The sequence below is a fragment of the Paracoccus fistulariae genome (genome assembly GCF_028553785.1).
Classification (GTDB): Bacteria; Pseudomonadota; Alphaproteobacteria; order Rhodobacterales; family Rhodobacteraceae; genus Paracoccus; species Paracoccus fistulariae.
In genome coordinates, this window is sequence record NZ_CP067136.1 from 1,345,640 (window position 1) to 1,368,753 (window position 23,114).

The 23,114-nt window shown below is 63.7% G+C and carries 21 protein-coding genes; 6 read left to right on the forward strand and 15 right to left on the reverse strand.

The window, feature by feature from the left end:
* Window positions 1-45: 45 nt before the first annotated feature.
* Window positions 46-1,167 (reverse strand): TAXI family TRAP transporter solute-binding subunit, encoded by a 1,122-nt coding sequence (locus JHX87_RS06640; RefSeq protein ID WP_271883371.1) that lies wholly within the window; start codon window positions 1,165-1,167, stop codon window positions 46-48.
* 157 nt (window positions 1,168-1,324) lie between these two features.
* Between JHX87_RS06640 and JHX87_RS06645 the strand changes: the two genes are divergently transcribed.
* Window positions 1,325-2,251, forward strand: coding sequence for a LysR family transcriptional regulator (locus JHX87_RS06645; protein WP_271883372.1), 927 nt, complete (start codon window positions 1,325-1,327; stop codon window positions 2,249-2,251).
* Between the two features lie 3 nt (window positions 2,252-2,254).
* On the opposite strand, the gene JHX87_RS06650 is transcribed toward JHX87_RS06645, so the two are convergent.
* The 4 genes from JHX87_RS06650 to JHX87_RS06665 are packed head-to-tail and all read right to left on the reverse strand — an operon-like array spanning window position 2,255 to window position 6,515.
* A complete protein-coding gene (locus JHX87_RS06650; RefSeq protein ID WP_271883373.1) occupies window positions 2,255-3,700 on the reverse strand; it encodes a hypothetical protein in 1,446 nt (481 codons plus the stop codon).
* On the reverse strand, window positions 3,694-4,455 hold the full coding sequence (locus JHX87_RS06655; protein ID WP_271883374.1) for an enoyl-CoA hydratase/isomerase family protein: 762 nt from the start codon (window positions 4,453-4,455) through the stop codon (window positions 3,694-3,696). The genes JHX87_RS06650 and JHX87_RS06655 overlap by 7 nt, the downstream gene beginning before the upstream one ends.
* Window positions 4,452-5,315: a MaoC/PaaZ C-terminal domain-containing protein gene (locus tag JHX87_RS06660; protein WP_271883375.1), complete on the reverse strand. Its 864-nt coding sequence runs from the start codon at window positions 5,313-5,315 to the stop codon at window positions 4,452-4,454. Before JHX87_RS06660 ends, JHX87_RS06655 begins: the two co-directional genes overlap by 4 nt.
* A gap of 33 nt (window positions 5,316-5,348) precedes the next feature.
* Entirely contained in the window at window positions 5,349-6,515 is a 1,167-nt protein-coding gene (locus JHX87_RS06665) for an acyl-CoA dehydrogenase family protein (RefSeq protein ID WP_271883376.1), read from the reverse strand.
* 72 nt (window positions 6,516-6,587) lie between these two features.
* On the opposite strand from JHX87_RS06665, the gene JHX87_RS06670 reads away from it, so the two are divergent.
* Window positions 6,588-7,364: an IclR family transcriptional regulator gene (locus JHX87_RS06670; protein ID WP_271883377.1), complete on the forward strand. Its 777-nt coding sequence runs from the start codon at window positions 6,588-6,590 to the stop codon at window positions 7,362-7,364.
* A 27-nt stretch (window positions 7,365-7,391) separates the two neighbouring features.
* Window positions 7,392-8,312 carry an SDR family NAD(P)-dependent oxidoreductase gene (locus tag JHX87_RS06675; protein WP_271883378.1) on the forward strand — a complete coding sequence of 307 codons (921 nt, stop codon included), beginning with the start codon at window positions 7,392-7,394 and terminating at the stop codon, window positions 8,310-8,312.
* 12 nt (window positions 8,313-8,324) lie between these two features.
* On the opposite strand, the gene JHX87_RS06680 is transcribed toward JHX87_RS06675, so the two are convergent.
* The 4 genes from JHX87_RS06680 to epmA all read right to left on the reverse strand — a co-directional run bounded on the left by JHX87_RS06680 (window position 8,325) and on the right by epmA (window position 13,887).
* Window positions 8,325-9,713 (reverse strand): S8 family serine peptidase, encoded by a 1,389-nt coding sequence (locus JHX87_RS06680; protein WP_271883379.1) that lies wholly within the window; start codon window positions 9,711-9,713, stop codon window positions 8,325-8,327.
* 3 nt (window positions 9,714-9,716) lie between these two features.
* Window positions 9,717-10,583 (reverse strand): phosphatase PAP2 family protein, encoded by an 867-nt coding sequence (locus JHX87_RS06685; RefSeq protein WP_271883380.1) that lies wholly within the window; start codon window positions 10,581-10,583, stop codon window positions 9,717-9,719.
* A 5-nt stretch (window positions 10,584-10,588) separates the two neighbouring features.
* Window positions 10,589-12,289, reverse strand: a complete 1,701-nt coding sequence (locus JHX87_RS06690) for a tetratricopeptide repeat protein (protein ID WP_271883381.1) — start codon at window positions 12,287-12,289, stop codon at window positions 10,589-10,591.
* A gap of 536 nt (window positions 12,290-12,825) precedes the next feature.
* Entirely contained in the window at window positions 12,826-13,887 is a 1,062-nt protein-coding gene (gene epmA, locus JHX87_RS06695) for an EF-P lysine aminoacylase EpmA (protein WP_271883382.1), read from the reverse strand.
* A 115-nt stretch (window positions 13,888-14,002) separates the two neighbouring features.
* On the opposite strand from epmA, the gene efp reads away from it, so the two are divergent.
* Entirely contained in the window at window positions 14,003-14,569 is a 567-nt protein-coding gene (gene efp, locus JHX87_RS06700) for an elongation factor P (RefSeq protein WP_271883383.1), read from the forward strand.
* A 63-nt stretch (window positions 14,570-14,632) separates the two neighbouring features.
* On the opposite strand, the gene JHX87_RS06705 is transcribed toward efp, so the two are convergent.
* Genes JHX87_RS06705 through JHX87_RS06720 form a run of 4 tightly spaced genes read right to left on the reverse strand, consistent with a single transcriptional unit; the run spans window position 14,633 to window position 17,983 of the window.
* On the reverse strand, window positions 14,633-15,265 hold the full coding sequence (locus JHX87_RS06705) for a 2-dehydro-3-deoxy-6-phosphogalactonate aldolase (RefSeq protein WP_271883384.1): 633 nt from the start codon (window positions 15,263-15,265) through the stop codon (window positions 14,633-14,635).
* Window positions 15,265-16,167: a 2-dehydro-3-deoxygalactonokinase gene (locus tag JHX87_RS06710; RefSeq protein WP_271883385.1), complete on the reverse strand. Its 903-nt coding sequence runs from the start codon at window positions 16,165-16,167 to the stop codon at window positions 15,265-15,267. Before JHX87_RS06710 ends, JHX87_RS06705 begins: the two co-directional genes overlap by 1 nt.
* Window positions 16,164-17,144, reverse strand: coding sequence for an aldose epimerase family protein (locus tag JHX87_RS06715; protein WP_271883386.1), 981 nt, complete (start codon window positions 17,142-17,144; stop codon window positions 16,164-16,166). The genes JHX87_RS06710 and JHX87_RS06715 overlap by 4 nt, the downstream gene beginning before the upstream one ends.
* Window positions 17,141-17,983: an SMP-30/gluconolactonase/LRE family protein gene (locus tag JHX87_RS06720; protein WP_271883387.1), complete on the reverse strand. Its 843-nt coding sequence runs from the start codon at window positions 17,981-17,983 to the stop codon at window positions 17,141-17,143. Before JHX87_RS06720 ends, JHX87_RS06715 begins: the two co-directional genes overlap by 4 nt.
* A gap of 265 nt (window positions 17,984-18,248) precedes the next feature.
* Between JHX87_RS06720 and JHX87_RS06725 the strand changes: the two genes are divergently transcribed.
* Both JHX87_RS06725 and JHX87_RS06730 read left to right on the forward strand, forming a co-directional pair.
* A complete protein-coding gene (locus tag JHX87_RS06725) occupies window positions 18,249-19,493 on the forward strand; it encodes an Hsp70 family protein (RefSeq protein ID WP_271883388.1) in 1,245 nt (414 codons plus the stop codon).
* Window positions 19,494-19,566: 73 nt separating this feature from the next.
* Window positions 19,567-21,078 carry a phospholipase D-like domain-containing protein gene (locus tag JHX87_RS06730; protein ID WP_271883389.1) on the forward strand — a complete coding sequence of 504 codons (1,512 nt, stop codon included), beginning with the start codon at window positions 19,567-19,569 and terminating at the stop codon, window positions 21,076-21,078.
* A gap of 12 nt (window positions 21,079-21,090) precedes the next feature.
* Here JHX87_RS06730 and fba read toward each other — a convergent pair whose 3' ends face one another.
* A complete protein-coding gene (gene fba / locus JHX87_RS06735) occupies window positions 21,091-22,128 on the reverse strand; it encodes a class II fructose-bisphosphate aldolase (RefSeq protein WP_271883390.1) in 1,038 nt (345 codons plus the stop codon).
* A 3-nt stretch (window positions 22,129-22,131) separates the two neighbouring features.
* On the reverse strand, window positions 22,132-23,112 hold the full coding sequence (locus JHX87_RS06740; protein ID WP_271883391.1) for a class 1 fructose-bisphosphatase: 981 nt from the start codon (window positions 23,110-23,112) through the stop codon (window positions 22,132-22,134).
* Window positions 23,113-23,114 lie beyond the last annotated feature (2 nt).

Consider the following 23,114-nt stretch of genomic DNA (forward strand, 5'->3'; position numbering starts at 1 on the left):
GCGACCCCCTCGGCGCGCCCGGCCGAAGAGGTCAGATCACAGGGCCTAGTTCAGCCCGGCCACGACCTCGGCCCGCCGCGCCATCCAGGCTTCGGCAAAAGCCTCGCCCTCAAGATCGGGATTGGCCGCTTTGAACTCGTCCCAGGCGGCGACCATCGCATCCAGTCGCGCAATGCGCTTCTGGTTCCAGGCGTCGTCCTCTTCGGTCCAGATGCCCTTCTCTTTCAGATAGCGGATGGCGCCTTCATGGAAGGGAACGTCGATCGGCGGCCTGCCCGCAACATCCAGCGACCAGCGCACCATGGTGGCGGTCCCGTCCTTGTAAAGGTCATAGGTCTCGTCCAGCGCCTTAGTGAAGGCATAGACCTCGTCGGCGGATTTATCGGGCGTCGTGGTGATCACCGGATAGCGATAGGCGGCCATCTTCGCGATCTCACCCTCGGCCAGCCCGGCGGCGATATCCTCATCCGACGGCCCCATGATCGGCAGCACCTTCAGAAGCTGGTCCCAGCCTTGCTGATTATCGGCCTCCAGCGGCGCGTAATGGATGCCGCGCGGGCTTTCGGCCAGTTCGTAAAGCTGGCTGGTCGTGGGCGTGGTGCAGGTCGCATCGCTTTCGTTGCGCGTCATCGAGGACATGGCGGCGGCATAGGTCGGGAAGGTGACGATCTCGACATCGTCCAGCGTCAGCCCGCCAAAGGCCAGGATCGCCTCGCATTTCACATTGACCGAGGGGTTGCCCGCGACAAAGGCGATGCGCTTGCCCTTGGCATCGGCCACGGTGTCGATGCCCGCATCGGCGGCAGTGATCAGCGTGATCCCTGCGGGACGCCCGGCAACGGTGCGCAGCTGATGCGGCCCCCATTCGGGCACGGCAAAATCGAAGGCACCTTCGCTCATGAAAAAGGCTTCGGTCGCCAGAAAGGCGTAATCGGCACGCCCCTGCAGCAGCGGTTGCAGACGGCCAATGCCGCTGCCCGACGGCTGGATGCGAACGCGGGTGCCGAACTGCTTGCCGAAGGCATCGGCGATTGCCGAAGCCTCGGCATAGCCGGCCGAGCCGACATCATAGGCGGTCCAGACCATCGTATCCGGCATCTCCTGCGACATGGCAGGCAGGGCCGTCAGCGCAGTGAAAGCGGCGGCCGTCATCAGTTTGATTGTCATCTTATCCTCCCTCTTTCAGGCAAAAGACCCCGCGGCACGCGACCCTGTCGGTCGTTTCTGAAGCCTGTCACCGGTCCTGCTTGGCGTTCAGGGTGGAAGAGTGTTATCCATGTTTCAAATTCATTATAGCTATATCAGCGATACCCATGAGGCATGAATGGATCTGCGCCAGCTTCGCAACTTCATCCAGATCGTCGAGCTTAGCAGCATCACCGCAGCGGCGCAGAATCTGAACATCGCCCAGCCCGCTTTAAGCAGGCAGGTCAAGGCGCTGGAGGCAGAACTGAAAGTGCCGCTATTACGCCGTCACGGGCGGGGGGTGATGCCCACGGAAGAGGGGATCCGGCTGGCACGGCGCGCGCGCGCGATTCTGGAGGATGTCGAGGATCTGGCGCGCGATGTGTCCGGCGACCGAAAGACGCTGTCAGGCGCGCTGACGCTGGGCCTGCCCCCGACCGTCGCCGAAATTCTGGCCACCCATCTGATCGAGCGCACGCTGAGCACCTATCCGGATGTCAATCTGCGGATCGTCTCGGGCTTCAGCGGCCATGTGCAGGATTGGCTGCTGCGCGGCAAGATCGACCTGGGCGTGGCCTATGACGGGCAGAAGTTTCAGGCGATCTCGACCCGGCCCATCATTCAGGAACAGCTTTTCCTGATCCAGCGACCCGCGAACCGGCAAGCGCAAGATGGGGTCCCCATCGATGCCGGCGATGCGCTGCGCCAGCCGCTGATCCTGCCAAACCCGGAACACGGTCTGCGCAGCCGGATCGAAACCATCGCGCAGGAACGCAAGATCGACCTGAACGTGGTGCTGGAGATCGACATTCTGCCGACCATGCTGGCCTTTGTCGAACGCGGGCTGGGCCATACGATTCTGCCGCTGGTCAGCGTCATCGACCATGTTCGCGCGGGCCGCCTGATCGCGCGCCCCATCGTGCGCCGCTCTATCGACCGGCGGCTGGTGCTGATGACGCCGCTGAACCGGCCCAGCTCTCGGCTGACCACCGGTTTCGCGGAATTTCTGACGGTCGAGGTGCATAAGCTGGTCACCTCGGGGCAATGGCCGGGGACGACGCTGTAGCCGCTAGCCGATCATGCCTGTCAGCATCAACCCGGACAAAAGCAACAGCCAGATGCACAGGATCGTCAGCGAATAGGCGCCGTTCCAGACCGGCCCGATCACCCATGTCGGCCGCCCTACGACCGAGGCGGCGATGATCAGCGTTGTCAGAAAGGGCGACAGGCCGATGACGGCGCTCCAGCCACCGGTGATCGCCAGCGCGATCACGGTCACCCCAAGCCCCGGAATGGCCAGTTGCACCGCGATCGCCCCCAAGATCGAGGAAGAGACAATCGGGTTGATCCCCACGAAGGCCAGGAACACGATCGCAACCACCAGCCCAAGCGCCATCGGCAGCGCCCCCAGACCAAGGGCCGCAATCGCGTCCTGCAAAGCGCCCACCGGGATCATCGCCAGCAGCATCACCGGCAGAAAGCCGGCCGCCGCGAAGACAGAGACTTCGGGCCCCATCTCTGCCAGCCTGTGCCATGTCGCATCCGCCGCCCTGCGGATGCCCTGCGCGGGGCGTCTGGCCTCTTGCCACCCGGTCAGCGCCGCCCACAGAAGCGAATAGGCGGGCACGACCAGGATCAGCGATTGCTGAAAGCTGATCGGCGCGATGGCCTGCAGCACCGCGACCAGCGCACCCAGCAGCAGCACATGGCCCACCAGCATTGCCGCACCGATCCACGCCCCCTCGGGCGGCTGCGCCGGTCGCAGCCCCTGCTGGCGAAAGCGGCGCCCCTGCCAGCGGTCAAACGCCCAGCCAACGCCCAGAAACAGAAAGGACATGGCAAAGCCAAGAGGTCCGAATTGCCAGTAGGAAATCCCCGGCAGGGTGATCAGGATCGCGTTGGTCGCAAAGCCGAAGGGCGACCAGAGAGAGATCAGGCCAAAGCCCCGGATCGTCGCGATGGTCATGCGGCGACGCCTGGCCTCTTGCACATCGGGCGGCAGGTCTCTGGTCGCCTGAGAGGACATCGAGCGGGCCGCCAGATCAAGCAGCAGCGCCAGCCCGCCGAAATTGATCAGCACGCCGAACAGATGCCCGCCCGAGGCAAGGGCCAGATAGCGCCGCGAGGCGGGTTGATTTGTCAGAAAGATCCCGGCGCGTGCGACCTCGGGCGCGAAAACGGCTGCGGACCGCAGGGTGCCCAGCATGGAGATCAGCGCGGCCAGAAAGACCATCCGGTCGGCGGCGCGCAAGATGACCTCGGACGGGATATCGCGGCGCAGGGCCAGGATCAGCGCCACCACCGACAGCACGACCGGCACCCAGCTGCCAAAGCTGAACTGCCGCCAGCTCAGCACCAGATAAACGGTCAGCGCCAGAGCCCCCGCCATGGTCAGGATGGGGCTGTCCACAGCGATCAGCAGGATCGACACCAGCATGACAAAGGCCAGCAAGGCACGCCGCAGGCCCGGCAGCGAGCTGCCCCCCGCCATGACCGCGCGGAGGGCCGTCAGCATCCCTGGAAGTTCGGCTGACGTTTGTCGCGAAACGCGGCGCGGCCCTCGGCAGCGTCCTCGCTATTCAGCAAGCCGGGCTGCAACGATTGTTCATAATCCAGCGCCTGCGCGATATCGCGGGCAAACCAGTCTGTGATGAAATGGCGCGGCAGGGGCGCGGCTGCGGCCTCTTCTGCGGCGGTCGACACAGCCATTTCCAGCGCCTGCCCGGGATCCGCCAGCAGGTCGACCATCCCCATATCCAGCGCCTCGGGTGCCTCGATCACCTGATTTGTCAGCATGACGCGACGGGCACGGGCCGGTCCGATCCGCGCGGGCAGCGTCGCCAGCAATCCCATATCGGGGATCAGCCCGATCCGGGTGAAGCCCGCCACGAACCGCGCCTGTCGCGAGGCGACCACGGTGGGACAGGCAAGCGCCAGCGAAAACCCACCACCGGCGGCCCAGCCTTCGACCGCCGCGACCAATGGCTTTGAATAGCGCACCATGCGCAGCACCAGATCCCTGATCACCGCCATTCGGTCGCGATGCTGGGCGATGCTGCGGCTTTGCTGATCGCGGATATCACCGCCTGCAGAGAACTGACCCTCGGCGCCGGTCAGGACGACGGCGCGCACGGCCTGATCCGCCTCGGCCTCGGACAGGGCCGCCAGCAACTCTTGCCGCACGGCATGTCCGACCGGATTGCGCCGCGCCGGATCGCTGATCGTGACGACCAGCACGCCATGATCGCGCAATTCGCGTTCAATGCTCATGATGCCTCTCTGAACGTAAAGATTCCGTTGCCAATCGCGATCTTGTCGCGTTCCAGAACCCGCGTCTGGAATGAGCCGTCCGACCAGATCTCGGTCCGCAGCGTCTCGCCGGGGAAGACATGGGCGGTGAAACGGCCATCCATCGCCCCAAAGCGCCCCGCGTCATAGTCACACAGCACCGCCAGAAGCGCATGGGCCGCGGCACCAAAGCTGCACAGGCCATGCAGGATGGGCCGATCGAACCCCGCCTGTTGTGCCACGCGCGGGTCCAGATGCAGCGGATTGTTGTCGCCGTTCCACCGATAGTGCAGCGCCTGTTCCGGGCGTGTCGGGCAGTCAAACACATGGTCTGGCGCGTCCACGGGTATCTGATGCGGTGCCTTGACCGGACCTTGCGGCCCCCCGAAACCGCCATCGCCACGCAGGAAGGTGGTGCCTCGGCAGGTGGCCAGATGCTGTCCGGTTCGGGCATCGGTTATGTCTTTTTCCGTGTAAAGCAGCGCGCCCCGGCCCGGTCCCTTGTCGATCAGGCCGGTGACGCGCGTTCTGGCCAGAATGCTGCCCTCGACCGGGATCGGCTGGTGAATGGTCAGCCCCTGCTCGCCGTGAACCAGCCGCAGCGCATCCACCCCGGTCGCGGGATCACCCAGCCAGAAGCCGGGATGGCCCAGCACCGTGACGATCGAGGGCATGGCACGCTGATCGTCGGCCAAGGCGCCCAGATAGGCCAGTTGCCGCATATCCATCGCATCCTGCCCAAGCCCGACCGACAGCCCGTATCGCGCCAGTTCGGGCAGGCCGTAATCCTGCCGGATCTCGGGAATGGGGAAACTCATCAACCGGTCATAATCAATCGCCATCGGTCGCACCTTTCTGAACAGGGCGCGGGCCGGTCATGCCTGCGCCCGCTGGGCCAGCGTGCGGCGCGCGATCACAAGCTGCTGGATCTGGCTGGTGCCTTCATAGATCCGCAGCAGGCGGATATCGCGATAGAGCCGCTCGATATCATATTCGGCCATGTAGCCGGCACCGCCGTGGATCTGCAGGGCGCGGTCCGCGATGCGCCCGGCCGCCTCGGTGCAGAAATATTTGGTGCAGGAGGCCTGAAGGATCGCCTGCCCGTCCCGATCAAAGCTGCGGGCGCTTTCGTAAAGCAGCGCGCGGGCGGCGTGCAGATCCGCCTGACTATCGGCCAGCAGGCCCTGAACCAGCTGATGGCTGGCGATCGGCGCGCCGAACTGATGGCGCTGCAAGGCATAATCGGTTGCCAGATCCAGCATCCGTTGTCCCTGCCCCACGGCCATGGCCCCGACATGGATGCGCCCGCGATCCAGCACCTTCATCGCCGTCCGGAACCCCTGATGCAGGCGATCCGGGCCGCCGATAATGGCGCTGGCGGGCAGGCGCACATCCTCCAGAATCACGTCAGAGGTCTTGGTCCCGCGCTGACCCATCTTGCGGTCGGGGCGGGCGACGGTGATGCCCGGCGTATCGGCGGGCAGGATAAAGGCCGACACCCCATCCGCGCCGTGCCGGTCGGGATCGGTGCGCGCAAACAGCGTAAAGACACCGGCCCGCACGGCATTGGTGATATAGCGCTTGGTCCCGTTCAGGATGAAGTCATCACCGTCACGCCGCGCCGTCGTCCGGATACCGCCCGCATCCGAGCCGTTATCGGGTTCGGTCAGCGCGAAAGAGGCGATGATATCTCCGCTGGCAATCCCCGGCAGCCAGGTCTGTTTCTGCGCCTCGGTGCCATCCATCACGATGCCCTGCGACCCGATGCCCACATTCGTCCCGATCAGCGACCGGAAGGATAGCGAGGCATAGCACAGGGCCTCGATCAGGCGTGCCTCCTGGCTGACAGTGACGCCGATGCCGCCATATTCGGCGGGCGTGGACAGGCCGAACAGCCCCATCCGCTTCATCTCGGCGATGATATCGGCAGGAATGTCGTCGATCTCCTCGACCCGCTTTTCGGCCGGGATCAGGCGCTCTTTCGTAAAGCGGGTCACGCTGTCCAGCAACTGCCCGAAAACATCCTCGTCTGGCTGTGACACGGCACCCCCTCCTGTCCCTTGTCGGATCGAATCTATTCTGTATATTGAACGACATTCTGCAAGGAAAATAATATGTCGGATGATTCAGCCCAGAAACTGGTGCCCGCAGTGCAGAATGCGACGGCGATCCTGCGCCTGCTGGCAGCCGGATCAACACCGATGGGCGCGACCCAGATCGCCCGCGACGCGGGGCTGAATGTTTCCACGGCTTTCAATATCTTACGGACGCTGGCGCATGAGGGGATCGTCAGCTTTGATCCGGCGGACAAGACTTATCGGATCGGCATGGGATTGCTGGAATTCGCCACGCCGCTGCTGGGCGCGAACCCGGCGGATCTGATCCGGCCGCTGCTGAACGCCATCGCGCAGGAACATCAGGTGATGATCGCCCTGTGGCAGGTCACGGCGGGCAAAAGAATCGTGCTGATCGACCGCTTTGCCGCGCCGAATATCGTGCAGGCCGTGATCGCGCGCCACAGCCGTCTGCCCGTCTTTGCAGGCGCCATCGGACGCTGCTATGCCGCGCAGATGAAGCTGTCGCGCAGCCGGGCGCGACGGGGTTATGACGGGGTGCGCTGGCAATCCGCGCCCGGCTTTGACAGCTATTGGCAAGATGTCCAGACCGCCGCCCAAACCGGTATCGGCCAGGATCGCGGGCAGCTTTTCCGGGGGCTGGACATTATCGCGGCGCTGGCCTGCGACAAGGATGATACCCCGCGCCTTGGCCTCAGCAGCATCACCATTGCGGGGCAACATGACGATGACAGCCTGTCCCGCATCGGCCCTGCCCTGCTGTCGGCGGCGACGCAGATCGAGCGTACGATCTTTGGCCGGGCGGCGGGCATATGACAGAGATCACAGCAGAGAGGAGGTCACATGTCTGACGAAAAACCCCCGACGGGAAAGGTCATTCTGATTACGGGCGCGGGCGGCGGCATCGGTCGCGGCATCGCGGTCGAGGCCGCAAAGGCCGGCGCGCAGGTGGTGGTGAACGACCTTGGCGCGACCCTTGACGGACAGCGGGAATCCAGCGCCGCCGCCCAGACTGTCGTGGCCGAGATCGAAGGATCGGGCGGTCAGGCCGTGGCCAATGGCGACGATGTTTCGGACCCGGAGGGCGCGCAGGCCATGGTCCGGCAGGCGGTCGACACCTTCGGGCGGCTGGATGCCGTGGTCAATAATGCGGGCATCCTCCGCGATGGCTTTTTCCACAAGATGAGCTATGAGAATTTCGATGCGGTGGTGAAGGTCCATCTGTACGGCGCCTTCAATGTCAGCCGCGCTGCCGCCGATGTCATGCGTCAGCAGAATTCCGGCAGCCTGATCCACATGACCTCGACCTCGGGTCTGATCGGTAATCTGGCGCAGGCCAATTATTCCGCCGCCAAGCTGGGCATCGCGGCCCTGTCGAAATCCATCGCGCTGGACCTGCGGCGCTGGAATATCCGTTCGAATTGCATCGCCCCCTTCGCCTGGAGCCGGATGACATCCTCGATCAAGGTCGACGGCCCCGAACAGCAAGAGCGTGTCGACCGCATGAAGGAAATGTCGCCCGACAAGATCGCCCCGCTGGCGCTGTACCTGGCCTCGGATGACAGTGCCGAGACGACGGGGCAGATCTTTGCCGTCCGCAATAACGAGATCTTCCTGATGTCGCAGCCCCGGCCCAGCCGTTCGGTCCATCGTGGCGAGGGCTGGACGATGGCCAGCGTCCGGGATCAGGCCATCCCGGCCCTGAAATCCAGCTATCTGCCGCTGGATGTGTCGGCGGATGTCTTTAGCTGGGATCCTGTCTGAGGCGCGCGCGGACTAGCTGTCGGGAAAGCTGACCTTGCCGGTCCAGCTTGGCATTCTCAGCTTGCTGTCATCGGTGCCGATGACCTGGGAATTCGACAAGAGCCAGCTTTTGGCGGCCGGTCCGTCGCGATCCTTTAACCGGCCCATGCTCATGCCAAGCGACAGGAAGCCGCAGACCAGCGCCGAGGCGGCCGAGGTGCCGCCGAAGCGGCAGAAATAGGATCCGAATTCGCGCATGCGGCGGTCGGGATATTCGCGATCAAACGGGCTGGTGGAATAGCCGCCGCGCCCGGGCACATCCGTCGCGATGACGTCATAGCTGGAATACTTGTAGTTCGAATTCCCGTCGGGCACGCCGACGCCGTCATAATCGGCCCGCATCTCATCAAGGCGGACCTCGTTCCGGTCGAAGATCTCGGCATCGTTGCCCGGCGCGAACACCATGGCGCTGGCCAGGCTGGAATAGCTGCTGCGATAGCCCTTGGCATTCAGCGCCCCGACCGAGATGATGCCGTTATGTTCGGTCGCCAGATTGGCCGGGTAGATGCCGTTTTCCTCATTCGCATTGCCCGCCGCGCAGATCACGGGGCAATGCATCGACACTTCGACGATCAGCTGCGCCAGTTCGGTCCACATCTCCTTGTCTTCAGGCCGCAGGGCGACGCGCTGCGTGGCGGTTTGCAGATCCTCATTCCCGATCTGCTGATCGTTCAGTTCCGGCACGATCCGCGAGGGGTCCGGAATCGACCGTGGCAGCAGGATCAGATCGGCCCCGACCAGCTGCGTATAAAGAAAGGCCAGCAGCAGCGATTCCGGATGCGGATCGAAATTGGTCGAGATCTGCACGATCTCGCAGGTCGGATCGACACCCATATAGGGCAAGGGAAGATCCCAGACGTGACCGTCGATGCCCAATTGCTGCGCCACCGCCGGGCGCGCGCCCACAAGCCCCGCCACACAGGTACCATGGGCCGAAAAGGTGGGGGACACGCAGGGCTTTATCCCGCGATAATGCGCGGTGGATTCCTTGGACAGGCGATCCACGAATTCCTTCAGCAATTCACGTGTCAGGGGCAGCGAATTGGCGACCGGCGTGGACCAGTTCAGTTGCAGATCCCCGATCGCGGCATTGCCGTCTTCGGCAAAGGAAAAAGAGCCCAGACGCGCCGAAAACAGATCCAGCGACAATGTGCGGTCGACGGCGGACAGAAGGTTGGGATGTTCCGCCGCGACCGAGGTGTCGATGATCGCGACCCGCGTGGGACGGGTGACCGCATCGGCGGACCAGTCATTCGGGCGCCCCGCATCCGAGATCACGCCCAGGGTCTTCAGATGCCACAGCGCATCATAGCTGGGATAGGTTTCGCTGGCGGGGATCGGGGTTGGGGTTTCAACATTCATGGCTCAAATCCATTCGGCAAGTGCGGCCAGCATTTCCTCTTCGCAGACGCGTTCCAGACAGGGCGTGATCATCCGCGCCAGCTGATAGCCCGCATCCGTGTCCGAGCGGTAATGAACCCCCGCCCATTCGCGGTTTTCGGCAATGCGGCGCGCGCTGTTCATCAGTTCGGAACTGGCCGGATGTTCGGGCAGGATCCGCGAAAACAGGAAGGCCAGCGAGAAGGACTGGAAAGAGTGGTTCGACGGGTAGGACTGATGCGGCGGATCGGGCAGCAACGGGCAAAGCCGCGGCTCGATCTGGCTGGGCCGGGTGACGTTATAGCGATCCTTGTAGCGCAGCCCGATCTCATCGGTCAGCGCAAGGATGACATAGAACAGATGTTCGGTCGCGCCATAGCCACCGACCCCCTCGATACCCAGAGGGCGCAGATAGCCGGACAGTTCCAGATTGGCCTCGCGCATGATTTCATCGACGCGGCCGCGTTCGCGCTCGGTCTTGCGCAGGGCTTGCTTGATCAGCAATTCCTTGGCCTCGGCACGCAGCATTTCGGGCGATGGCGGACGCGGGATCGGCAGCGCGATCCAGTCCTCTTTCATCGCATACAGCTTTTCCCGCGCCTTCCACGGCTCCAGGATCCCGCCCTCGGATTCAGTTGTGCGATTGCGGTTGCGGTTCCGGTTGCGATTTCGGTTTCTGTTGCGATTGCGGTTTCGGTTGCGATTGCGGTTCAGCGACAGGACCGACAGCACGGCACCCGATTGCGCCGCCGTCGCCGGGTTTGGCATCGACTGAACGATGCCCCCGTTCAGAACAAGCCCGCTGGAGGTGACCGTGAAATGGTTGTCTGCAATGATTTCAAGGTCGCTCATCAAGGCTACTCCGTGTATTTCCTGATCGCGTCGATCAGGATGTTTTCCTTTTCCCTCTGGGTGATGCGGAACCGCTCTTTCTGCACCTCGCTATCGGCGAATTGCGGATCGGTCTGCAAAAGGGACTGATAGATTTCGCGGGCTTCCGCGTCCCGGCCCGCAAAGCTGAGACTGGCCAGAAGATAGCGCTTGGCGGCGTTGAAGCGGGGCTGTTTGCGCAAGGCGCTTCGGCCCGCGACAATCGCCTGCGCGGTGTCGCCGATCATCACAGAGGTCATCGCCAATGTGGTGTCATAGCCATAGCTGATCGGGCTGAATCCGCCCAGGCAAACCGCCTTTTTCGCGGCATCATAGGCGGTCTTGTAATCGCCGGTATAGAATTTGTGCAGCGCATAGTGATCCCAGACGAAGGCCTGATTTGGGTTCAGGCTCAGCGCCCGTTCCAGCAATTCGCCCGCACGGTCGTGATCGCGGAAGACATAGCCCATCGTATGGCCCAGACAAGCCAGCGAAATCGAGTTGAAGGGATTGTCGTCCAGCGCCTCTCGGGCAAGGCGGTCGGTTTCGCCCACGGCCATCGCATCCAGCGATCCAAGATTCTCGCCGATCCGGAACGAGGCCGCATAGGCGCGCAGCGAGGTATAAAGCGTGTCCGGGTAACGCTCGATCATCTGGCCCAGCATCGCCTCGGTATTGGTCAGGGCATTGCGGTCCAGGCGGAACATCATGTTCAGCGCCGTATAGCCGACCATCAGCGACCTGCTTTCCGGCGGCGCTTCCGTCTGCCGCGAGCGCAGGATGAACTTCGACAGCCGGTCGACATTCTGGCTGACAAAGCCGGAAATGATCATCGTGTCGGGTTCCTGCAACTCATCGACCGAAACCTGGATGGACTGGCTCCATTCCAGCGTCATGGTCGCGGCGCTGTACAGAAAGAAGGTCAGGGTCAGGCTTTTATGGACCTGCAACGTCCTGACGCGGATATAAAATTCAGTCTCATAGGCGCCCAGAAACCGTTCCGAAGGGGTATCGACCTCTCTTAGGTCATAGATATCGACGGGCTGCAATTCGCCCAGGTTTCGGGCGATGCCTTCCAGCAGCTGATCGGCCAGATGCATGGTCGTGGCATCGCAGCCCTGCTGGATATTGGGCAGAATGCCCAGCGAGGCGCGCGGTTCGATATTGCAGGGCGCAAAGGACACATCGGTCACCGGCGCGGTTGCGCCAAAGGCAGGCATCTCCTTCAAACGCTCGAACAGCTGGGCCGATTTGTTCTGCCAGGTCTGGCGTTCGAACAGCAGCCATTCCTCGAATTCCTCATCGCGGATATCCAGACCTTCCAGCAGTTCGGTTTCCGCATCGATGCCCAACACGGAAAGCTGCGCCGGATCGTCCTGAACCGCCCAGTAATCGACCCACAGCGCATCCGCCTGCAGGCCGATGGAATTGCGGTCCACCCGCAGCACGCTGTCGGCCAGATTGCCCAGATCCTTGCGCAATTCGAAGATCAGCTGGCGCAGGCTGGTCGAGGATTTGTTCTCGTCGCTCTGGCTCCACAGCTTGTCGCGCAGCCAGACGCGGGTGCGTTCGCGGCGCGGCGCCAGCGCCAGCAGGGCCAGCAGCGCCTGCGCCTTCTTGATCCGGGGCGCGCAGCTTTCATCCTGCCCGCGCAAAAGACCGAAAGGGCCAAGAAGATACAACCGCACCAGCGGCCTGCTGACCGTCACGACCTCGGTTGTCTCGGAAAGGGAAGTGACATTTGGAAGAGCAGCGGGAGGGGAGGAAACAGCATACTCATCATAAACCCGAGCCGGTATTCTTGCCGGGCTGACCGGCGCGGGCGCTTGCGGCTGACCAGAACATTCGTATGTGGCTTCGACAGAATGGTCCATCAACTTAGATGCCCGTGCTCTTCCAAATGCAGAATCACCTTCACACGTCATCCGTTAGCTACCCGTTATCTATTGGCGCGAGGGGGCGAAAAAACAGGAAAAGGCTGAAAACAAAGCTACGGCAACAGGGCCAGAAACCAGAAAAACACTCAGCAACCGGGATCGGGATGCCCCCCATCCCGCCGGTCAGTTCCCGATCTCATGATAGCACTGATTGGCCCGAAAACCAAAAGCTTAACCGTGTTGCGGGCAGGCAGGACAGGCGGCGGCGCCCGTCGCGCCGACACCCGGCGCATCCGCGATCCGGGCATATGTCGCGATCTTCGACGCGAAAAAACCGCCGGCAGCCGTTATTCCGCCACAGGCGTCCAGATCACGTCCGAGATTCGCGGCGCGCTGGTGGCCAGCATCACCAGACGGTCAAAGCCAAGCGCGCAACCCGCAGCCTCGGGCATGAAGGACAGCGCGGCCAGAAAATCCTCATCCAGCGGATAACGCTCGCCATAGATGCGCTGCTTTTCATCCATCTCAAGCTGAAAGCGGCGGCGCTGTTCGGCGGGATCGGTCAATTCGCCAAAGCCATTGGCCAGTTCCACCCCGCAGGCATAAAGTTCGAACCGCTCGGCCTCGCGCGGGTCATCGGCGGCGGGGCGGGCCAGCGCGGCCTCGGCCGCGGGATAGCGGTCCAGGATCAGCGGGCGGTCCCGGCCCAGATGCGGCTCGACCTTTTCGACCAGCACCCGCGACAGCATATCAGACCAGCCGTCATCATCCGAAAGCCGTATCCCCTGTGCCAGAACCTGCGCGCGCAGGGCCGCCGCATCGGTCTGCGCGCCGTCACAGGTCGCCAGCAGGTCGACACCCGCGAATTCGGCAAAGGCCTCGGCCACGGTGACGATCTGCGGCGCGGCAAAGGGGTCGCAGGTCATATCGCCATGTCGCAGCAGATCGGCACCCGCAGCCTCGGCCGTCAGGGCCAGAAAACGGGCACAATCCTGAAACAGCACGCGGTAATCCTGCCCCGCGCGATACCATTCCAGCATGGTGAATTCCGGGCTGTGCCGCGTGGTGCATTCGCGATTGCGCCAGACATGGGCGAAGGAAAAGATCCGTGGCTCACCCGCCGCCAGCAGCTTTTTCATCGCGAATTCGGGGCTGGTATGCAGATACATTTGCCGCGCAAGGCCGTCATTGCCGATCTGCTGCGTGGCGAAAGCGTGCAGATGCGCCTCATTTCCCGGGCTTGTGACCAAAGCTGCGGGATCGACCTCGATGAAATCCCCGGCCTCCAGCCAGTCGCGGATCGCGCGCTGCGCGCGGTTGCGCGCCAGCAGCAGCGGACGGCGGTCGGCATGGCGGCTGCGGCCCCACCACGGGGTCGCGTCAGGGGGCGTTGGGCGGGACGACGTCATGGCGGGGCTTTCTTCTGGCTGGCGATAGCGGGAAAAATGCGCTAAACGACCGCATCTTCATCGGCATCCCACCTAGCCGAGCATCGGTTTCTTGAAAAGCAGGCAAGGACATACCTTGAAAGTCATCGCTTCCAGTCTTCGCAAAGGCAATGTCGTGGACATTGACGGCACGCTTTATGTCGTGCTGACCGCCCAGAACTTCCACCCCGGCAAGGGCACCCCGGTCACCCAGGTCGATATGCGCCGCATCTCGGACGGGACCAAGGTTTCGGAACGCTGGAAGACCACCCAACAGGTCGAGCGCGCCCATGTGGACGAGCGGGAATACGACTACCTTTACGACGATGACGAAGGTTTCCACTTCATGGAACCGGAAAGCTATGAACAGCTGGTTGCCTCGGCCGATGTCGTGGGTGATGACAATGTTTTCCTGGGCGAAGGCGTTCGGGTGTTCCTGCGGGTGCATAACGGCGTGCCGATTGCCATGGAACTGCCGCAGAAAGTCGTCGTCGAGATCGCCGAGACAGAGCCTGTGGTCAAGGGCCAGACCGCCTCTTCCAGCTACAAGCCCGCGATGGCCACGAATGGCGTGCGGGTCATGGTGCCGCCCCATATCGACGTGGGCACCCGTGTGGTGATCAACACCGCCGACCGCTCTTATGTGGAGCGTGCGAAAAGCTGATTTTCCCCGATGGGGAACCGGAAGCGGGCCGCATTTCGCGGCCCTTTTTCATGTCCGGCGGTCTTATCCCTGCCCGGCCACTGCGCGCCATGTCGCGATGAAATCGGCGGCGCGGGTGGCGGTTTCCTCGGCCGTCTGGCCGGGCCGGTACAGCGATTGCCCCATGCCAAACCCGTTCGCGCCAGCCTGCCAATAGCGGGGCATCGTGTCGGCATTCACGCCGCCCACGGGCAGCAGTTTCGCGTCGGCAGGCAGCACGCTGCGCATCGCCTTGACGGCGGCGGGCGGGATCATTTCCGCCGGGAACAGCTTCAGCCCTGCGGCGCCCGCCTTCAATGCGGCAAAAGCCTCGGACAGGGTGCCGATGCCGGGCAGGTAGATCATCTGATGCCGTGCCGCCTCGGCCGCGACCTCGGGGTCGAAATTCGGCGCCACGATCAGTCGGCCCCCGGCATCTTTCACCGCCGTCACGTCCTGCGCGCTCAGCACCGTGCCCGCGCCGACCACCGCCTGCGGCAGGTCCTGCACCAGCCGCGAGATGCTGTTCAGCGGATCGGGCGAATTCAGCGGCACCTCGATCAGGGTAAAGCCCGCCCCGGTCAGCGCCTTGCCGATGGCCAGCACCTCAACGGGCCGCACGCCGCGCAGAATGGCCACCAATGGGCAGGCGTCAAAGGCCTCTTGCCAGTTCGTCATCAGATAATCCCCGCATGTTGTGCAATTGTCCAAAGCCCCTGCCGCGCCATTCCGGGCGCAGCGATCCGGGCCTTCTGTTCCAGCAAGTCAAAGGCGATGCGATAGCGTTCCGCCAGATCGCCCCGCCCGATGATCGTGACCGGACCGGCCCGGCCGCCCTGCCGCGATTGCGCGACCTCATCCCCGATCAGCAGGCCTGACAGGTAATCGGCCACCTCATTCCCCGCCAGCCTGTCCAGCAAGGCCAGACTGCGGGCCGAGAAGATCCGCCCCAGCAATGGCCCCGGTTCCGCACCTGCCAGCACGCCGCGCCGGAAAGCCTCGGGGCTGGCGGGGCCGGGCTGGATCAGCCGCCCCAGGATCGAATGGGCGCAAAGCATCTGAAACACCTCACCCGTCATCACGGTGCGAAAACCCGTCAACCTGCCGTCCTGCACCTGCGCCCATTTGTTATGGGTGCCGGGCAGGATGAACTGCCCCTCGGCCGCGCCGCTGGCGGCGATATGGCCGATGATCTCTGTCTCTTCGCCGCGCATCACATCGGGCGCCGGGCCGTCGGGATCGCTGATCGCGCCGCTGACGAACCAGATGTGGCGGTCGCCGAAGCCGTGGGACAGCAGCGAACCGGCCAGCGCATCCACGCCCAGCGGCAGGCGCTGATAGGGCGTCTCGACCCAGCCATTGCGGCTGGTGATCATGCCCGACGCGATGATCGGCACGCGCTGCGCCAGCCAGGGCCCGACCGCATTCTGCAGTGCCTCGGGAAAGCCGCCCGGCAGGCTTGCGGCGGCCAGGATGCCGGGACCCTCTGCGACCTCGTCCAGAACCATGCCGTCGGCGCCCATCAGCCAGGCGCGGAAAGACGTTGTGCCCCAGTCGAGGCCGATCAGAGTGGCAGTCATAGCGAAAACCCGTAGCGGATATGGTGGCGATAGGTTTGACCCGGACGCAGGATGGAGTGCGGGAAATCGGGCCGGTTGGGGGCATCGGGCCAGATCTGCGTTTCCAGCGCAACCCCGGAACGGGGGCCATAGCGGCGTCCCTGCAGCCCCGGCAGGTCCGCGAAGTGCCGCCCATCGTAAAGCTGCAATCCCGGGGCATCCGTGATCACCGACATGGACAGGCCGGAACGACCGGTCAGCTGCGCGACCCTGCGAGGCCGGGTCGCATCGCGCGAGAGGCAGAAATTATGATCATAGCCGCTATCGCCAATCTCGCGCAGCTGCCGGAAATCGAAGGCGGTTCCGGCAAGCTCGGCAATTCCGGGCAAGGGGATCATATCCTGATCGACCGGCAGATATTGCGCCGCGTCGATCCACAGGCGATGCCCGACGATATCGGCCCCGCCGTCCAGATTGAAATAGCCGTGATGGGCCAGGCTGCAGGGCGTGGGCGCGTCGGTTTCGGCCTGCAGATCAAAGACCAGCGCCTGATCTTCCAACGCAATCCGCGCCCGGATCTGCAGATTGCCCGGGAACCCCATATGGCCGTCCGGCAGCGTCACCGACAGCAGAGCATGATCTTTTGCAAGCTCATCAATCCGCCAGATCTGCAGATCCAGCCCCTCAGATCCGCCATGCAGCGTGTGGCGGCCCAGAAAATTCGGATCGGTTTGGCAGATCGCGCCGTCCAGCGGAAAGCGCGCCCGGGCGATGCGATTGGCAAAGCGCCCGACAATCGCCCCCATATAACGCGCCTGCCCCAGATAATCCGCGATATCGTCGCAGCCCAGAACCAGCGGGTGATCCACGCCCTCGATCCGCAGATCCTGCACGATGGCGCCAAGGGTCAGAAGCTGCGCCGTCATGGACCCCGAGCGCAGCGTGATGCGCCGGATCTCCTGGCCGTCGGGCAGGGTCGTGACAGCGTCTGCGGTCACAGAAGAACCCTCGGCTCTGGCAGGCCTGGCAGGTCATGGCGCACCAGATAGGTCAGCCCCTGCCCCGCATCCGGATCGGCGATATTTTCCAGCGCGGTGGTGACCAGCATCTGCCCGCGATCCCCGAAGGCCGGGCAAGAACAATGCCTGCCGCCGACCTCGAACCGATGCGTCTGCTGCCCAGCCGCGTCAAAGCGCAGAACCGCGCCCTGCCCCCAGAAGGCACAGCAAAAGCCGCCCTCGGCATCCATCACCGCGCCATCGGCGCCGGAATCCCACGCGCTGACATCCAGAAAAACCTGTCGTTCGCCGGCCGGCCAGCCCTCGGCGTCCAAGGGTTGACGCCAGACAAGGCCCCGCGCCGTGTCGCCGAAATGCGCCCATCTTCCGTCGGGCGAAAAGCAGATCGAGTTCGGGATCGAGACCGCGTCAAACAGCTTGCGCAATTGCCCCCTGTAATAGCGATAGATCGCCCCCGCCCCGTCCTGCGCGGATTTGCCCATCGTGCCGAACCAGAAGCCGCCCTGCCGATCCGCCCTGCCGTCATTTGATCGGGTCGCGTGCTGATCCGCCTCGACCGCGATCAGATCGGTCAGCTTGCCCGTTGTCAGATCCAGCAGCGCCAGCCCGGTTTCCGTCGCGACCATCAGCCGGTCACGATCCACCCATCCCGCGGCCGAGACCATCCTGTCAAAGCGCCATTCCAGCGCCCCCATGCCGTCGCGCGACAACAGGCGGCGGCCCAGAATGTCGAACCAGAAGAATTGCTGCCGTTCAGGATGCCACAGCGCGCCCTCGCCCAGTTCACATGCGCGGTCGTCGAAAACTGTGGCTGACATGGCCTCTTCTCCGCTGCTGCGCCGCCTGCAGGGCGACGTCAGGAATGTCGTTGTCGCGGATAAAGCCCTGCCGCGCGCTGCGCAAAGACGGGCCATGTCCACTTTGCGCCACGGGCGCTGCTTGCCATGACAGACCATTCCCTCTGCCGCAGGTCAAGGCATGGTCCGACCTTGCGTCAACTTTCCTGCGCAGCCCTGTGACTTGCAGCGCGCGCATGGCTTCGCTAGATCACGCTCCCTCTTGCCCCCAACAGCGAAGCCCGCCATGTCACCGACGCTTGCCATTGATTTCGGAACATCGAATTCCGCCGCCGCGATGATCGACAATGGCGAATTGCGGCGGATCCCGATTTCGGCGCATGGCGATACGCTGCCAACGGCGGTGTTCTTTCCCGAGGATCGCGGCCCGATGATGATCGGCGAAGAGGCCGTGGCCGCCCTGATCGCACGGGATGAGGGACGCTTCATGCGGGCGTTGAAAAGCATCCTCGGCACCACGCTGTTTCACGAAAGCCGCTTGATCGCGGGCAAGCGGCGCACGATGGCCCAGATCGTGACCCAGTTTCTGATCTCCGTCAAAACCAATGCTGAACAGACCACCGGATATCGCTTCTCTGCGGTGCTGTCGGGGCGGCCCGTGCATTTCCATTCCGCCGATCCAACCCGCGATCAGAAGGCGCAAGAGGATCTGCGCCACTGCTATCATCAGGCGGGCTTCGACCGGGTCGATTTCCTTTATGAGCCAGAGGCCGCCGCCCTTGCCAGCCATGCGCCGGGCCAGGGTGGCCAGTTGGGGCTGATCGTCGATATCGGCGGCGGCACATCAGATTTCACGCTGTTTCGCAGCCGGGGCGACAGGGTCGATATCCTGTCCAGCCACGGCATCCGGCTGGGTGGGACGGATTTCGATCATGCCATCTCGCTTAGCCATGTCATGCCGCTGCTGGGTCAGGGCGGAGAATTGCGCCGCAGCATGGGTCAGGGCCTGCTGCCGGTGCCGAATGCGCTGTATTCGGAACTGGCGAACTGGGCCAAGATCCCGTTTCTCTATACCCGCGACACCTTGCGCAGGATCGAGGATATGCAGCGCCACGCGGTTGAGCCCGAAAAGATCGGCAGGCTGCATCACGTGATCGAGGAAGAGCTGGGCCATCAGCTGGCCTTCGCCGTCGAAAAGGGCAAGATCGCCGCCAACGGTCCGGCACAAGAGGCCGCGATCCGGCTTGACTTCATCCAGCGCGATCTTGACGCGCCCATCACCGCGCGATCCATGGACGCGGCGCTGGCCGATTTCCGCGCCCGGCTGGGTCAGGCGATCGAGGAGACGCTGACGGCTGCCGACATCCGCCCGGATCAGATCGACGCCGCCGTGCTGGTCGGGGGCTCCAGCCTGATGAACATGGTCGCAGCCGAGGTGCAGGACCGATGCCCCGCCGCGCAGTTGCGATATTCCGACGCCTTTACCGCCGTCGTGGACGGGCTGGCGCTGGCCACGCAAGGGCGGAGCTGAACGGAAAAGGCAACCAATACAGCCACACCGCGTTGGGCAAGGGGCGACACCTTATCATCACGAGACGGAATTCATGACGGATCTGACTTTCCAACCCGGTCGAAACTGCTGGCGCGTTGCACATGCCGACCGGTTTTCTGTCATCGTGGACGGCAAGGATTATTTCCGTACCTTGCGTGAATCGCTGCTGAAGGCGCGGCGCTTCGTCATTCTGGTCGGCTGGGATTTCGACTTCGAGATCGAGATGCTGCCCGGCGAAAGCGATGATGAGGGCAATGCGCCCGATGGCTTTCCCAATGCCATCGGACCATTTTTTGACGCGCTGGTGACGCGGCGCGAGGGGCTGGACATCTATCTGCTGAAATGGAGCGGCGGCGCCCTGATCGCCCCGGCCCGCACCGTGCCCACGATCCAGATCAAGCTGATGTCGCCCGATCAGCTTCATCTGGGATTTGACGGTCGCCACCCCATCGGCGCCTGCCACCATCAGAAAATCGTGGTGATCGACGATTCACTGGCCTTTTGCGGCGGGATCGACGTGACCGAAGGCCGTTGGGACACTCGCGCGCATGGATCCTACAACCCCTTGCGCGTCAAGAAGGATGGCGAGGTTGCCCAGCCCTGGCATGACAGCACGACGCTGATGTCGGGCGATGCGGCCTCGGCCCTCAGCGAGCTGTGCCGAAGCCGCTGGCAGCGCGCCATGGATGAACCGATTGGCGAGGAATTCTCGCCCGGTCACGATATCTGGCCCAAGGGGATCGAGCCCGATTTCACCGATATCGAGGTCGCCATCGCCCGCACCGCACCGCCCGAGCGTCATCACGAGGCGGTCAATGAGATCGAGACGCTTTATCTGGACAGCATCGCCGCTGCGACGGACTGCATCTATCTGGAATCGCAATATTTCGCCGCCGATGGTATCGCGGATGCGATTCGCGCGCGCCTGCAGGAGCCCGATGGGCCAGAGGTGGTCATCATCAATCCCAATGCCGCGCAGGGCATGGTCGAGGATGAGGCCATGCATGTCACCCGCAGCCGCCTGATCGAGGATCTGGAAGCCCATGACCCGCATGGCCGCTTTACCATCCTCTATCCCGTGAATGAGACGGGACAGGATATCTATGTCCATTCCAAGACCAGCATCATCGACGACGCGTTTCTGCGCATCGGGTCCAGCAATATCGACCGCCGCTCGATGGGGTTCGATACGGAAAGCGATGTCGCGCTGATCGCCCGGCGCGATCAGCACAGGCAGCGCATTACCGAGATCCGCAACGGGCTGCTGGCCGAACATCTGGCCGTGTCGCCGGAACAGGTGGTCAGCGCCATCGACAGCCATGGCAGCGTGATCGGCGCCATCAGGGCGCTGAACGACCGGCAAGGCCGGGGTTTGCGCCCGATCACCCCGCGCAAGGAAACCATGCTGGGCAAGTTCCTGTCAGATACACGCCTGTTCGACCCTCGCTATCGCAGCAGCGCGCAGGCAAGGATCGGGATCACCTCTCGTCACGTGGTCTATGGTGCGGTGGCGCTGGCGGCGGGTGTGATGCTGTGGCGGCGCTATCGCCGCAAGCGCGACTGACCGCCGGTCGCATCATCCATAGCTGCGCGCCATGGCCGACAGCGGCAGCGGACGGATCTTGTCGGCGTGGCCTGCGGTGCCAAAAGCCTCAAAGCGGGCCTTGCAGACCTCTGCCATCATCTCCATCGCCGGTTTCAGATATTTGCGCGGATCGAACTCCGCCGGATCGCGGACCAGAGTGCGCCGGATCGCGGCGGTCATGGCCAGCCGGTTGTCGGTGTCGATATTCACCTTGCGCACGCCCGACCTGATGCCGCGCTGGATCTCTTCGACGGGGACGCCCCATGTCGGGCGGATATCGCCGCCATGGCTGTTGATGATCGCCTGCAAATCCTCGGGCACGGAAGAGGATCCATGCATCACCAGATGGGTGTCGGGGATCCGGGCGTGGATCGCCTCGATCACATGCATGGCCAGGATATCGCCATCGGGTTTGCGACTGAATTTATAGGCGCCGTGGCTTGTGCCCATCGCCACCGCCAGCGCATCCACCCCGGTATCGGCGACAAAGCGCGCGGCCTCGTCCGGGTCGGTCAGCAGCTGATGCTCGGCCAGCTTTTCGGTCGCGCCGTGGCCGTCCTCCTGATCGCCCATTCCGGTTTCCAGACTGCCCAGCACGCCCAGTTCCCCCTCGACCGAGACGCCGCAGGCATGGGCCATCCCGACCACCTGCGCGGTGATATCGCGGTTATAGGCATAATCGGCGGGCGTCGTGCCATCGGCTTTCAGGCTGCCATCCATCATCACGCTGGTAAAACCGTTCTGAATGGCGGTGGCGCAGGTCGCCAGCCCGTTGCCATGATCCAGATGCATGCAGACCGGAATATCGGGAAAGGCCCGCGCAAAGCCCGAAATCAGCCCCGCCAGCACCAGATCATTGGCATAGGCGCGCGCGCCCCGGCTGGCTTGCAGGATCACCGGCGAATGCGTCGCCTGCGCGGCTGTCATCACGGCCAGCCCCTGCTCCATATTGTTGATATTGAAGGCGGGCACGGCATAGCTGTTCTCGGCCGCGTGGTCGAGAGGCTGGCGCAGCGTGATCATGGCCATGGGTTAGGATCCTTTGTCAGCAGAGAGATAGCGCAGGATGTTTTCGACCTCGTCCCGCGCACCAAAGATAAGGGGCGACATCTGATGCAGGCCGCCCGGCGCGATATCCAGAACAGGCGTGGAGCCATCGGTGGCGATGCCGCCCGCCTGTTCGATCAGAAAAGCCATCGGCGCGCATTCATACAGCAGGCGCAGGCGGCCATTCTCATATCCCGGCCGACTGTCGGCGGGATACAGGAAAACACCCCCCTGCAGCAGGATCCGGTGCAGATCGCCCACGGCGGCGGCCAGCCAGCGCATGTTCGGATCGCGCTGAAACGGGCCATCCCTGCCCGCCAGAAGATCGTGCAGCCAATCCTGCAGGCCCTGCGCCCAGAACCGCTGGTTCGAGGCGTTATAGGCAAAGACCGATGCCGTCGGCTGCAGCGTCACATCCTCGCGGATCAGCCGAAAATCCCCGGCCTCGGCATCATAGGTGGCAATCGTCACGCCATCACCCAGCGAATAGCCGAAATCCAGCGAGTGCCCGAAAGAGGCATAGCCCGCCGCGACAATCGCCCGACCCGTGCGCATGAAGCCCTCGGGCGCGGCGGGCAGGATGCTGAACAGCATGCCCAGGGGCGCGCCGATCCCGATGCTGCCAGAGCCGTCGATCGGGTCCATCGCCACATCATAGGCGCCATCGGGGTTCAGGTGGACGACCTGCTCCATCTCTTCGGACAGGACCTGCCGCACGCCGGCCTTGCGCAGGGCGGCGACGACGTGGTGATGGGCGGCGACATCCAGCGCCTTTTGCTTATCGCCGCTGTCATTGACGCCGACGATGGCATCGGGGTCGCTGTGCAACCGCCCCGCTGCCAGCCGTTGGGCCAGATCGGGCATCGCACCGGCCATCGCCAGAACAATGGATGCCGGGCCATCGCCGGTCAGCAGATCACGCAGCAGGGCGCCTTTGGCCGGACCATCGGCGGGCAGCTTCAGCATGG